Raw genomic sequence first — 14,538 nt, forward strand, 5'->3', positions numbered from 1 at the left:
AAAAAATCATAAGTACAGCAATGATTTGCTCGAAAAAATGGCCAATTGCTTGTAAAATCGGCCATTTTCTCCTGCAAGAGTAAAGTGACTTATGAGAACTTACAAGCAATTGACACAAGAACAAAGATACTACATTTCGACTGAGATTAAAAATGGCATTTCCCAGTCTAAAATTGCTCAGGCGATTGAGGTGAGTAAATCTACTATATGCCGTGAAATTAAACGCAACGCTGGTTTACGTGGCTATCGATTTAAGCAAGCTCAAGAAAAAGCCGTTAAGCGTCGCTACAATGCTTCTAAAGCAATTAAAATGACGGATGACATGATTGCCCTTATTGATGAAAAGCTTTCACAGCACCAGTGGAGTCCTGAACAGATATCAGGTTGGTTACTGAATGACAAAATGCTACTTCTTAGCCATGAACGTATTTATCAACACATATGGGATGATAAGAAGCAAGGTGGTGATTTACATCAGTATTTAAGGCGTCAGGGAAAGAAATACCAAAAGCGTGGTAGTAACGGTAAAAGCAGTCGAGGACAAATAATTAATCGAATTTCCATTGATGACCGTCCTAAGATTGTTGATGATAAACGTCGTGTTGGTGACTGGGAAATTGATACAGTGATCGGTAAAGGACACAGTGGTGCTCTGGTCACGATTGTAGAAAGAAAAACGCTTTACACATTAGTAGCAAGAGTGAATGGCAAACAGGCTGATTGGGTGACACAAGCAACAATACAATTGCTTAAACCCTTTAAAGACAGGCTTCATAGTATTACCGCAGACAATGGTAAAGAGTTTGCTTATCATGAGCAGGTAAGCAAAGCTCTTGATACAGCATTTTATTTTGCCCACCCTTATTCTTCATGGGAGCGAGGGTTAAATGAAAATACTAATGGACTGATTAGACAATATTTTCCTAAAGATACAGACTTTAAAGAAGTGACTGATAAAGAGGTTTACAACATGATGGAAAAACTTAATAATAGACCTAGAAAGGCACTCGGCTTTCAAACACCATTCCAGGCAATGAAAAAATCATTTGCAAGAACTGGAATTTCCTGCGTTGCACTTCAGAGTTGAATCCGCGTCGTATTGAAGTTGATAGCCTGATTAAAGCTGACTATATACTCTCAGGTGGTTCAGGTAATGACACCATAAAAATTATCAATGAAGCTAATAATTATCTCAGTGCTAAAATTCATGGTGGTAGTGGTGAAGATTTACTCTTTGGTGGAATGAATGATGACACTATTTATGGCGATGCTGATCCGGATATCATTTTAGGCTATGACGGGGAAGATACCATTTATGGTGGTGATGAAGAAGTTGCTTATTACTATACTGCCAGTGGAGAACAACGAGCCGCAATTATTTATCGTACTGATGGAACAGCCTTTGATGCTTATAATGACAAAGGTAAGCCCGTTGATGCCAATGGTGCAGTTATTACCGCCGGTACTATCACCGTGGCAAGACTGGGTGACATTATTGATGGTGGTTCAGGGATTGATGAATTACATGGTGGCAAAGGTGTCGATGAAATAGTCGGTGGTGTGGGTAATTTTGCCGATGTAATTTATGGTGATGCCGGCACTGATATTCTCAAACTGGCAGGGCCGGGGCGTGTTTATGGCGGTGCAGATAGTGACCGAATTATATTAACCGATCCCGAGGCATTAACGGGAAGTGCAATAACGGTTGATGGTGGCGCTGGACGTAATACTCTGGTAGCTGAGTTGAGTAATGAGTCAGAAGTCTTGCATATTTTTGGTGATGTTAATAATTTAGATACAGCAGGGGAATATGAAAAACTCGTTATTCAAGTTGGCTCAGTTAAACATTCGCTTGAGAATATTTCCAGATTAACCATTGATGCCGGAGATGGTGCAGATAAACTCAATATTGATAACTTGCTCAATACGGAAGTGTCGCTGGTTGAAATTGACTTAGGTTCAGTTAAAGCAAAAGCCTGGCAGGCTGCTCGCAATGGTGATGGTGAGCAATTAACCGTAGCTACTGAATATCCCTTGTTGCAAGGACAGCGCCTTTCTGCCGCAGATGGTGCATTTGATTTTGAGCGAGATGGTTTCTATCAGTTAGAACTGAATAACAGTGGAAAATATGCCTTTGATGCAGATGGAAATCCCATTATTGAAACATTGAATAATGATTATAGAATTCAAAGTATTGAACTTCTTAATGATGCACAATTATTAATTCCTACGGGGAGTACGATTATAGGGTATAAACTAAATGGCAGTAATTTGTCATCCTCTCAAAGCAATCCTGTTGATATCGCTGCTGATTACGAACTTGCAATTGAAACCATTGATGGCATTAATGATGTGGATGTCACTGCAGTAGATGGTGGCTATCGCATTGATATACTCGATGCTGACTTAGATCCTGAGGGTAATTATCCTGAGATTGAACTAACTGTTATCAGTGAAAAATCCAGGGATTTAAAATGGCAAGATCTGGCTATTTTAAACCAAGGGGTACAAAGTTTTAACTTCGCCTATACGCTGGCTTCTACAACAACAAATGTTTCTATTACTTTGCAACAAATTCTCGACTCAGATGAACAAAATCAAAAAGATACTAAGAATAATGCCAATCGAATTGCTATTCGTGATGCATTACAAACTATTACGGGTATGTCATCGCTTGATGTCAGACTCAGTGATGACCAGTGGGAAGTTGTTTATGCCGATGGAGAGCCAAATGGTGATTTAAATGTGACGAGCATTGAACATTTCACACAGAGTGTTTTCTTAAAACCGCAAATTATCGCTTTAGAAACTAATTTAAAAACCATTAACTTTAATTATGATGGAAAAGCCACTGGCGAATTGGATTTAAACGGTTTAAGTGATACTGCCATTGAACAACTGATTGAAAGCAAGTTAGCGGCTATTCTTGTTATTGCTGATGTGTCTCTTAGTGCTGTCAATGATGTTAATGGTGGTGAGGTTAAACGTTCGATTGAAATTGATCTGACTGATGCACCTCTGGATCTTTCTGGTCAGTTTACGACACTTGAGGTAATAAAAGATTTATCACTATTGGGTGAAAAGGTTCAAACTATTACTATTGGCAGCAGCCTGAAAACAATCGGTGCTTATTATTCTGCACAACAAACTGCACTATTAGAAGAGTTAACAGAAGTACGTGAAAAGCGTGAAGTATATGAGGCTGATAGTGATGGTAATATGCAGCCAACAGGGGAATATGATTGGTTTCAGGTGAATAAAATCAGTGCTGATCATTTGCAAGATGAGCTTATTATCACTGGTACGGCAGACAATGATAAGTTTACTTTAAGTCATTTTAGCAATGATGCTGGTACGCCCAATGATGATTCAGACGATTATAATGAATGGCAAACACTGAACCTGAGCCAAACTAATGAAGCAGGTGATCGTGGTGTGTCATTTGTAGTTCGTGGTATTGACCTTAGTGATAATGATCCGGCGAATAGTGCAGACATTATTAGAGTACGTGGTGGTGATGGTGAAGACACTATTGATGCCAGTGGCATTATTGAACGCTTAGTTGATAATTTATACCTTGAAGGTCAGGCGGATAATGATCGCATTGTTGGTAGTAAATATGCTGAAAGCATTGATGGTGGTAGTGGTGATGATACGATTACTGGTGGTGCCGGGGTTGATGTTTTCTTTGATAGTTCGGGTTATGACACCTTAATTGAACAACGCGATTTGAATTTTAAATTAACGGATATGAGTTTACGTATCAGCGGTGTTGAAGTTTCCCAGGAGCCGGATACAGGTCTTAAACTTGAAACCCCTATCGATGAAAATGAGAACCTGAAAAACTTGTTTGAATCAGTACGTCTAACGGGTGGCGCATCGGACAATAAATTCTTAGTCAGCAACTTTACTGCTGAGGGTTGGTTAGATGGTAGTGAAGGCGGTGACACTTATCTCTTAAAACTTACTGGCACACCGGATGGAAAATCCTTATTACGTATTCAGGATCAAGGCACTGGCAATGAAACCGATAAAGTGTCAATTTGGGGAGACAATATTGATGACTTCTTTCAGTTAGATGTCGATAAAATTAATAATCTGGGAATTGTGACTCGAACGCTCAAAGAAAATGCGACTGAGTTGTTCTCACGGATTGATATAGACTCACTCAAAAATGGCAGTGAACAACCGGATACACCCGAAAGTGCGAGCGACCTTTTTGCCAACGTCGCAGACTATCAACGCGTATATTATGACTTGGGTGTTGAAAATGTTGCTGTTCATGGTGGTAAAGGTAATGATATGTTTGTCTCCGATTATACTCTGGCAGCAATGAGTATTTATGGTGATGAGGGTAATGATGACTTTATTGTAGGTCGAGTTATTGATACCACGACTATGATGGTTAATGGTAAAGAAATTACGGTCGTTAATGGTGCTAATGGTATTACAGATGGTGTTAGCTTTAATGCTAAGATGTTTGGTGGTAAAGGCAATGATTATTTTGAAGTCAATCATAATGTGGGCATTTTAAGTCTTTATGGCGAGAGTGGTAATGATTGGTTCTATCTGAAAACACTCTTACAAAAAGACGGCAATAGTACCGTATCAACAGAAGAAAATGCAGAAAAAATTGATATTTCTGGTTCCTATGATCAGGCTGGTAAAACCACCAATGATAAAGATGTGTTAATCAGTTATGTTAATAATAACCGTATCAGTATTTCCGGTGGCAGTGGTTTTGATACTTTGGTGCTGGGTGGTACGGCACTAGCAGATACAGTTTATATCTACGAAGCGGCGGGTTCATTTAGAATTTATGTGGTTTCTGATACATTAGGATCTGGACAAATTCTTGAAGGTTTAGACAATGTCGAAAACGTTGCCATATTAACCGGGCAGGGTGATGATGAAGTTTATCTTTATGGACTGCCTGAGGATGTGAATTTAACGATTAATCTGGGGCTTGGTGAAGATACTGTTTACGTAGGTGGTGAAGAGAAAAAATTCACTGTAAGTTATCCTGCCTCATCCTATACAGAAAATGTAGAGCATACTTTTTATGGCCTGGATGTGGACACGACAAGAAGCACTGGTCAGGTGTATGATCCCATCTATATTATGCCTAGAGCGCAAATAAAAGATGATGATGTCAAAGAGTTTTATGAGCGTTGGTTTAATGGTGGTACGGAAATCAATGGCTTTAATCTGGATTCTACTCGTAAGAATTTATTAGCCTTTAATATTCTTAACTCCATGAAGCTTTTTTCTCGTGCCATGATTGAAGAACACACTGAACTATTTCATCGTGCTGGTAATCGTTTGTGGACGCCGGGTGATGCGGTTTATTATGGAGACACCTCTACTAAGGCAGATAATGGCTGGAATTCTGCTTCTCGATGGGGACCTTATGATAACTACTATCATGGTGTTATCAGACCTTTTTATGCAAACATTAACGGTTTGCTTGCTGAGACCTATAGTGGCGGTCAAGGAAGTACAAAGGTGTCTACGACACTGGATGATTTTTATGCGAAGAATATAGGTACCTTATTGGACGGTGTTAGATGGAATCCATCATTGATACTCGGTTTAGCGCCGCCAAGTGGTCCACATTCTGGCTTTGATGGTTTACAAAAAAGCTTTAAGCATTATTTGATGACCGGCATTCAATCTGCGTTTAATGGTTATGCTGTTTCAACCGATGACCCTTGGATTCCAGACATGCTTGCCAATGATGTTGCTAATACCAAAGGTAACCCAGTTGGCACAGATCCTTTCAATGGCTTTGCACTTGATGCTGTGAAAACTTGGGGTGACAGTGCGACGACTGCAGGTGCTAATAGTAAGCTTTGGTATGATGCGCTTTCATTGTTGTTTGAAATAAGAGGCATTGATGATGGTCGAGAAGATGCTGTTGTTGATCGATACAAGGCAATTGATTCCGTTGGCGAATTCTCCTATCGTTTTGACTTACCAGAGCTGGTGAGTGGTGAGCGAATTATGCCAGAAACCTATGACTTATCAAAAATCGCCGGTTTCGTTGAAATTCGAGATAGTGTTGGTGGTAATGATAAGCTGGTTGTTAATGCTAAGGATGATTCTGCTATTGAATTAGAATTAGATCAATTGTCTCGTCTGACCGGTGATTATGCTTATGATAAGAGTGCCATTTCAGGCTTAAGTGATGCAGAAAAAAATGTCTTGATTGAAACGCTCGAAAATATGAACTTTTCAACTGATCAAGGGATTCTAAATCGTCTATTAGATGGTTCGCTTATATCGACGAATGTTGATATCGAATTGGAAGAAAAAGTGGGCAATACTTTTGCTGATGCAGAGCAATTGCGTACTTATCTGGATGCTAATGGCTATGAAAGTGAATTATCATTACGTATCTACCGTCCTGATGCCATTAATTTTTCCTCTATTAAAGCAGACTATCGTCATGAAGCTGATAACTATAGAAATGATTCAACACGTGATGCCTGGGTCGATTACGCCAATAAGTCGGGCAAATTTTCTGAAGTCAGTGGCGAAACAACACCACCTAATTTGGCTCTTGATGGCACAATTATCAATCCATCAGGTAAAACGCTCAAAGAGATTAGATTGTTTTATACCCAGAACGGTGTGAACAAAAGCGGAGTCGTCCGTGCTAATGATTATAGTGGCAATAGTGAACTCAGTGATGAAGAGCGTGTTAAGTCAGCAGCATTACAATTTCTCAGTGATTTAAACAATGGTTATTATACATTACCTTTCTTTGGTGTAGATTCCTCAGGCAATGAAATACTGGATGCGATGGCAATTGGACGTCTAGCTGATGATGTTCAATACAGTAGTGCATTAACGGATGGTGTGTATATTACTCAGGATAGCTGGGCTGATTTTTATCAGGCAGTAATGGGATCGCCCGTTGGTAGTTTGGCCTTTACGCCGGATAATGTTGATGATTTGATCCGCAATGGTTTAAAGCAAACAGAAATAACGGATGTGCGTTTACCTATTCAACAAGGTTTGATTCTAAATACCAGCGTTGCAGGAAATCCGGAAGAAGTTTATATACAGACATTGTTCGATGGTGATGGTTTGGAAATTGGTTTTGAATTATTCACCGAAGTGACCAAAACAGTTCAAGTGAGTTCTGATTTTGTGACGGGGCGTGCTAATGACCGCTATGATTATTTTGATGTGATCAGTGGTGAAACAGGTGCCGGTATCTGGTAACTTCTCAATAAGTCTGTGCATTTAAACAGCACAAACTTTACCTTTCAGCAACTCAGGCAGATATGGGATCAAATTTCTCTTGCTGATCCGGTCATTAATAAAATCCCAGAATGAAATTCCTTGTTTCAAACAAGTTTTCTTTAAACTGACAAAGGTATCTCTGCAAAGTTGCCCATCCTTTGAGCGTGTACTACCACTAATTTTACGCTTAATAACATATTCTCGAATATCATTTTCACTCAAATTATTATGAAGAGGAATATCAGGCCGTTCCAATACCAGCAGTAATTCTGTTTTATTTCTTGCCAATCGTTTCAGTGCCTGATTCAACGTTTCAAAGCTTGTTTTAGTCCGGCACAATTCATCAAAATGTTCAGCAATCGCTGACTTCAACGGATCATCTGGCTCAAGTTTATATTGTTTGAGATCATAAAATAGTTCCCAAATCTGAGTATGTACCCAGTTCAGTTCTTTATCATGTCGCTCATTGAGTGGTAGTATCCGCTGAAACACTCTGTCTGCATGTATCCAACATAATGCGTGCAACAAAATATCAAATTGTCCTGCATCATCACTCACAATCACCAAATCACTTGGAAAGCCACTGTTAATTAATGCCCCCAGTAAAGCGCCTTCTGTGGCAATGCGAACATGCCGTTGTGTTATGATACTATTGTTCTGCAGATAGTATTTCCAGGCTTCTTCATTATCAAAGCAAGTCTGATGACTTTGTTCAATAACGCTCAATGGCTTGTGAGGTAATTTTTCTGCTCCATATAATCAAGTGCTGCATCGTTGAGCGTATAATCAACAGCAGCACCTCGTAACAATTGTAGAAAATTAATCCGGCTCTTATATCGAGTACTTGAAAACCAGGCAAAGGTTTCATTGCCAACGTGAGTACAATAACCATTCTTTCCATCATGACGACTACCCGTATCATCAACATGGATATAAGTACTATTGTTGATACCGGCAGTTAGCAATGTATTTTTTCAGTATGAAAATGGTCTTTGTCATGGATTAAAATCTCATTGATCTGACCCGTTGAAATATCAAAACCTAATTCTGTTAATTGTTGTATTATCAATGGCTGAGTCACTCTCTGGTGATAATATTGATAAACGATATAACTCTGTAATGTATGGCCAAAATGTCCTATATGTGTATCAAAGCTCAATTTTCCTATACAGGTATCACCATCGGGTGTTTTATAGCGAGCCAATCGATAACGAGTATTGAAAGGCTTAATCAGCAGCTCCTGAACAAAATAATCCTGATACCCTAAAAACGTGAATGTTCTGGCAGGTTATCTGGTTTGATAACGGTGGTTTTATGAATAGCCAATTTCTTCTTTCGTTTACGACTTTTACTAGTCCCATTTCCTGAGTTGTTTTTCTTGCTTCCTGAATGACCTGTCGGATTATCATTGTCATCATCCTTTGGCAATTTACTGGCTCTTATTTTAGGCTTTGGAGGTAGCTTTTAAGCTTAGCAACTTCTGTTTTAAGGGCATCGATTTCAACCTGTTGGTTTTGAATGATTTCCTGTTGTTGCTCCATGAAAGCAAGGAGTAATCGGACTACCGGTGTCTTTTCTTCTTCAGGTATCTCTGGAATTGGAGGTAATTTTTTCACTATAATCAATACAGGTTGTTTTCAATAAAACAATTGTATCATGGCTTTTTAAGGCTCTTTAGTTTGCCCTGTGTTGATCAAACTCCCTCTCAGTTAAGATAATATTCAAAAATATTCTATTTCGATCTGAGACAGATCGACAGGATCATTTATAGGGATAAATTACATGGGGCAGTGAAAATGCAATTTTTGTCCTCTAAAATGCTGTCAAGACTTTTTTTGTTTTTATTTCAAGTTTTGCACAGACTTATTGAGAAGTTACGGTATCTGGACCAATGGTATTGAAAATCTTGAAATTAATACCGGTTCAGAAAATGACCTTGTTACGATAAAAGCCCCTTCTACCTTATTGAATGTCAAAATTGATACGGGGGCAGGTAATGATGACAAAGTTCGTCATGATTTATCTGCACGCCCAGATGCCGTACAAGTTAATTTAACAACAGCGGGCAGCAGTCAAATTTCTGATAGTTATTACACTCAATATCAGCAAGATGCTACGGGGCTGGTGGCTAAATCCATTGTGGCACACATTGAAGCTAAAAATAGTGAAAACTTTTTAGTGACCAGTGGCACGAGTGATGACATTATGAATGTTCAGGCAACGTTGGCAGGGACTCATGTTTATTTAGATACCGGATTGGGTAATGATCGTATCTATGTCACTTCCAATGCGAACCAAACTGCTGGTAATACTTTGTCGGGAGCAGATGCTCGACAATTATCGGGCAATTTAGATAGCATCCAAGGTAACCTTTCCATTGATGCGAACCAGGGGAATAATCAATTATTGATCAGTGATTTGGCCGGAACTGTCAGTGATACGATTACTATGAAGCAAGAGGGTTCAGATATTCTATTGCAAGGACTGGCCACTGGGAATGTACGTTATCGTTCAACAGGAGGTGATTATACTCAAGGCTTAGGTATTGCATTAGGTCAAAATTCTGATGACCTGGATATTTATAATGTCTTTAATGGCGCTGCAACAGAAACCAATATCTATGCCGGTAAAGGCGATGATCAAATACAAGTCCATGCTCTAGCAAATGATCTGGATGCTCAATTGATTATCAGAGGTGAACAGGGCGATGACTTTATTGATGCAAGTCTTTCGAATCTAGGTCTAATCCTCAAAGGTAATGAAGATGATGACTATATTTTAGGGGGTAAAGGCAACGACAATATTGATGCGGCGCAAGGCAATAATCGCATTATTGGTAACGCGGGCGATGACATGATTTTTGCTGGTGATGGCACGGATCAAATCATTGGTGATGAAGGTGAAATCATCCGCAATGCTGATGGTTCACTAAAACAAATGATTAGCACCAATTCATCAATCGCTGGTAATGATACTATTGTTGTTGGTGATGGTACTAAGCAAATCATTGCAGGTAGTGGTGCTGATTATGTGACTGTCGGTGCAGGTCGTCATGTTATTTTGGGTGATAATGGTGAGTTAATATTTAACTCCGGTCTATTACGGAAACTGGATAGTCTGGGCGCTGATGACATTGATGGTAATGATACTATTGTCACAGGCAACGGGGATAATGCTATTGCGGGTGGTGGTGCTGATGATAATATTACAACACAAATCGGTACAGATAGTATTCTCGGTGATCATGGTGAAATCATTTTCAATGCTGATGGTTCACTTAATTCAATCAATGCCATAGAGTCAGTAACAATACCTACCCCTGTAGCGATAGCTTCATCAGACTTTTCCTTAGCTGATTTCCCGCAAGTGCCTGAGCCTGAAATAGTACCTTTTCCCGTATTGAGTGGTGAATTTTTTCCGGTTGATAATTTTAATAATATTATTTTTGATCCTAACCAGAATTTAGGTGATTTATCAGGACTTTTTATTGTTACTGTACCTAATCAATTTTTTACCGTTGATTCTGGAATTTCTCTTGGTACATTAAACAAAAATGGCAGTGGTCAGGACACTATTACAACCGGTGATGGCGACAAACAAATTATTGCCGGTGGCAGTGAAGATACTATAACAACGGGTGAAGGTCTGCATAACATTCTCGGTGATAATGGTGAATTAATTTTCGATTCAGGACTTCTAAAAAGTCTCAATAGTGTGGGTGAAAACGGTGGTGATGATATTATTACCACTGCCGCTGGCGATAATAATATTGCCGGTGGTGTTGGTAACGACACTATAACTACAAGCACTGGCAACGACAGTATTCTAGGTGATCAAGGTGTTATCTTACGCAATGACGATGGTAGTCTGGCTTCAATGTTTAGCGCTGAAACTGAGTTTAGCGCTGAAACTGAAATTGCCGGAGATGATACGATCATAGCTGGTAATGGTGCTAAGCAAATTATTGCCGGTAGTGGTGCTGACACGGTGACTGTCGGTGAAGGTCGTCATGCGATTCTGGGTGATAATGGTGGCTTTGAATTTGACTCAGGTCTGCTGCGCACACTAAACAGCGTGGGTGAAGACGGTGGCGATGATACTATTACATCAGGAGTTGGTGACAACGATATTGCGGGTGGCGTGGGCAATGACACAATCAATACCAGCATAGGCAATGATAGCCTTATCGGTGATCAGGGCGTCATCTTACGCAATGCAGATGGTAGTTTAGCTGCAATGTATAGTGTAGAAACTAATATCGCCGGTGATGATACGATTACCGCTGGCAATGGCGCTAAACAAATTATTGCGGGTAGTGGTGCGGATACCGTGACTGTCGGCGCAGGTCGTCATGTGGTTCTCGGAGATAATGGTCGCTTAGGCTTTGATTCTGGCTTATTGAAAGTATTGCAAAGTGCTGGCACACAGGGTGCTGATGACACGATCAATACGAGCGCAGGTGACAATGATATTGCTGGTGGTGTAGGCAATGACACTATTAACACCGTGACAGGTAATGACAGTATCCTAGGCGATCAGGGCGTTATTTTGCGTAATGAAGACGGTACGCTCAATGCGCTATACAGTAGTGAAGAAAATATATCCGGTAGTGATACCATTATTGCCGGTGATGGTAGCAAACAAATTATTGCCGGTAGTGGTGCCGATAGGGTTACCGTCGGTGCTGGACGTCATGTTATTTTAGGTGACAATGGTGGCTTAGACTTCGACTCAGGCTTATTAAGAAGCCTCAATAGTACTGGCAGTGAAGGCGCTGATGATTCTATTAGCACTGGTGCAGGTGATAATGATATAGCAGGTGGTGTCGGCAACGACACTATTAATACCAGTACAGGTAACGATAGCATTATCGGTGATCAGGGCGTTATTCTACGCAATGACGATGGCAGTCTGGCGACAATGTACAATACTGAAAATGTTATTGCTGGCAACGACACGATTGTAGCAGGTGATGGAAGCAAACAAATTATCGGTGGCAGTGGTGCTGATTCAATAACAATAGGTGCAGGTCGCCATGTTGTTCTCGGAGATAATGGCCAGCTTGATTTTGACTCAGGCTTATTGCGAACGCTCAATAGTTTTGGCATCGATGGTGGTGACGATAGCATCAACACCGGCAATGGAGATAATGACATTGCCGGAGGCATAGGCAATGACACAATAATAACCGCAACAGGATCTGATAGTGTATTGGGCGATGATGGTCGAATTTTGCGTAATGCGGATGGCTCACTCAATAGTCTATTTATGAATACCAGCGTTAATACACTCGGTGTCGGTGCGTATCCTATCTTTATCAATGGAGTACCGCTCTGGGTAGGTGGTGATGACACGATTAACCTAGGTGATGGTGATAAACAAATTATTGCAGGCATCGGCGCTGACACCATTTCTACTGGTGCAGGCCGCCATGCAGTCTTAGGTGATAATGGCCAGCTTGATTATGACTCGGGCTTACTACGAACACTGAGCAGTTTAGGTGCTGATGGCGGCAATGATCAAATAACCACCGCTAATGGTGATAATGATATTTCCGGTGGTGCTGGAAATGATCGCATTACCACGGCAATAGGTACTGATAGTATCCTAGGTGATTTAGGTGTCATTATCCGTAATGCCGATGGCAGCATGAATCAGCTCACAAGCATTGAGCCTGATATTGCCGGTGATGATACGATAACGACCGGTAATGGTGATAAGAGTATTATCGCTGGTAGCGGTGCGGATATTATCAACGTTGGCAGTAGTTATCATGCCATCTTAGGTGATAATGGTTTTATTGATTTTGAAAACAATACCCTCAAGCAAATAGTCAGTCAGGGTGCTGAAGGCGGCAATGATCAGATTTCAGCAGAAGGCGGTGAAACCTTTGTTGCCGGTGGTGTTGCTCAGGACATTATTAATACCGCCAATGGTGATGATGTTATTATCGGTGATAATGGTAATATTCAATTTAATAATGGTGTACGCGTCAGCGCAGAAACTGATCCGGAATTTGGCTTAGGTGATAATGATACGATTGCCTCGGGTGATGGTGATGATTGGATTTTAGCGGGTTTGGGCGATGACACGGTTGATGGCGGTGATGGCGGTGATGCGATTATCGGCGATCAGGGCAAGATCGAACACACGGGTACACAAGTCATCATTGAAAATGATATCAATGATATTGCTGGCAATGATACGATAAAGGGTGGTGCGGGCAATGACCGCATTCTCGGTGGCCTAGGTAATGATGAATTACTGGGTGGTCAGGGCAATGACGTCATGATTGGTGACTTGGGCAATATCGTATTGGATAGCTCTGATGGCAGAATTGGCGAAGGTTTACTACGCTTAGCAGATACAGGTTCTTCCGATGTAGGGGGCAATGATCTATTACGGGGTGACGATGATAATGATATTATCTTTGGTGGTATAGGTTCAGATATTTTATACGGTGGTAAAGGTAATGATGCGCTTTATGGTGATCAGGGAATCTATGAATCTAATGGCGTACTGGTTTCATATTACACTACGGATACGTTTAAAGGCAGTGCCGACACACTAAACACACTTGATGGCGGATTTAATATCGCCTTTGGTGGTGCAGGCAGTGATGATATGCAGATCAATCTGGCAAGAGATATTGCCATTGGTGAATATGGATTAGTTCGATTGACCAATGATGAACTAACCCAATTGGATAGGTTGGCTCGGGGCGGTGTTGATTTAGTTGGCACGACCCTTATTAGCTTATTGAGTTCAACGCCCTTACTGGGTAATGCCACTTCCTTTGGTGCGCAAGGTGTTATTACAGAAGAAAGAGTCGGTGTTGATTTAGTTACAGGTGATGAATCAGAGCAATCATTCACCACCTTACAAATTGCCCAACTCGAATTGGATGAAGCCGGTAAATTTATTCAATTATTAGAAACTGACCCAGCGGCAGGCAATGATGAGTGTGAAGAAGGTGATCAAGCATGTCTTGATGCACAAGAAAATCTACAACCGGAAACGCCAGAAGCTGAGAAACTCCCTGAGCAGAAAAGCGAGCAACAAAGTGAGCAAGAAAAAATTGACCTTGCTGAAGATAAGGACTCATCACTAGAACTGATGGGGGCATTATTTGGTATGGCAGCCGTCACCCAAAATGCAGTAAAATCAAAAACTAAAGTCTCTAAAGAAGCACTGGATACACTGGTTAAGAATCAGCGTAAACGTAAATTCCAAACATGGAACTAATAACAATAAAATAATTAATTATAGGAACGAATAGGAAAAAAA

8 protein-coding genes are annotated in these 14,538 nt (G+C 40.5%); 3 read left to right on the plus strand and 5 right to left on the minus strand.

Translation table 11 applies throughout. From position 1 onward, the window contains the following. Window positions 1-91: 91 nt before the first annotated feature. Together JEU79_RS05665 and JEU79_RS05670 are read left to right on the plus strand one after the other, a co-directional pair. The gene (locus JEU79_RS05665) at window positions 92-1,087 is read left to right on the plus strand and encodes an IS30 family transposase (RefSeq protein ID WP_198263143.1); all 996 of its coding nucleotides are present in this window, start codon (window positions 92-94) and stop codon (window positions 1,085-1,087) included. Beyond that, window positions 1,084-7,230, plus strand: a complete 6,147-nt coding sequence (locus tag JEU79_RS05670; protein WP_198263327.1) for a calcium-binding protein — start codon at window positions 1,084-1,086, stop codon at window positions 7,228-7,230. Before JEU79_RS05665 ends, JEU79_RS05670 begins: the two co-directional genes overlap by 4 nt. Before the next feature lie 21 nt (window positions 7,231-7,251). Here the strand turns inward: JEU79_RS05670 and JEU79_RS05675 are convergent, their stop codons facing one another. From JEU79_RS05675 to JEU79_RS05695, 5 genes are read right to left on the minus strand one after another with little or no spacing between them, the layout of a single operon-like run. Then, window positions 7,252-7,977 (minus strand): IS66 family transposase, encoded by a 726-nt coding sequence (locus tag JEU79_RS05675; RefSeq protein ID WP_198263328.1) that lies wholly within the window; start codon window positions 7,975-7,977, stop codon window positions 7,252-7,254. Further along, window positions 7,974-8,216 carry a hypothetical protein gene (locus JEU79_RS05680; RefSeq protein ID WP_198263329.1) on the minus strand — a complete coding sequence of 81 codons (243 nt, stop codon included), beginning with the start codon at window positions 8,214-8,216 and terminating at the stop codon, window positions 7,974-7,976. Before JEU79_RS05680 ends, JEU79_RS05675 begins: the two co-directional genes overlap by 4 nt. Then, on the minus strand, window positions 8,210-8,455 hold the full coding sequence (locus JEU79_RS05685) for a hypothetical protein (RefSeq protein WP_198263038.1): 246 nt from the start codon (window positions 8,453-8,455) through the stop codon (window positions 8,210-8,212). Before JEU79_RS05685 ends, JEU79_RS05680 begins: the two co-directional genes overlap by 7 nt. 59 nt (window positions 8,456-8,514) lie before the next feature. Next, window positions 8,515-8,679: a hypothetical protein gene (locus JEU79_RS05690; protein WP_198263330.1), complete on the minus strand. Its 165-nt coding sequence runs from the start codon at window positions 8,677-8,679 to the stop codon at window positions 8,515-8,517. A gap of 11 nt (window positions 8,680-8,690) precedes the next feature. Then, complete coding sequence (locus tag JEU79_RS05695) at window positions 8,691-8,867, minus strand: hypothetical protein (protein ID WP_198263331.1); 177 nt, start codon at window positions 8,865-8,867, stop codon at window positions 8,691-8,693. 250 nt (window positions 8,868-9,117) lie between these two features. Here JEU79_RS05695 and JEU79_RS05700 point away from each other — a divergent pair, with 250 nt between their 5' ends. Beyond that, on the plus strand, window positions 9,118-14,496 hold the full coding sequence (locus tag JEU79_RS05700; protein WP_198263332.1) for a beta strand repeat-containing protein: 5,379 nt from the start codon (window positions 9,118-9,120) through the stop codon (window positions 14,494-14,496). Window positions 14,497-14,538: the final 42 nt, after the last annotated feature.

Source organism: sulfur-oxidizing endosymbiont of Gigantopelta aegis (assembly GCF_016097415.1).
Taxonomy (GTDB): Bacteria; Pseudomonadota; Gammaproteobacteria; order GRL18; family GRL18; genus GRL18.

Excerpts from the sequence above, each read along its gene's own strand:
- JEU79_RS05665 (WP_198263143.1), top strand. The coding sequence starts at position 92 with ATGAGAACTTACAAGCAATTGACACAAGAACAAAGATACTACATTTCG.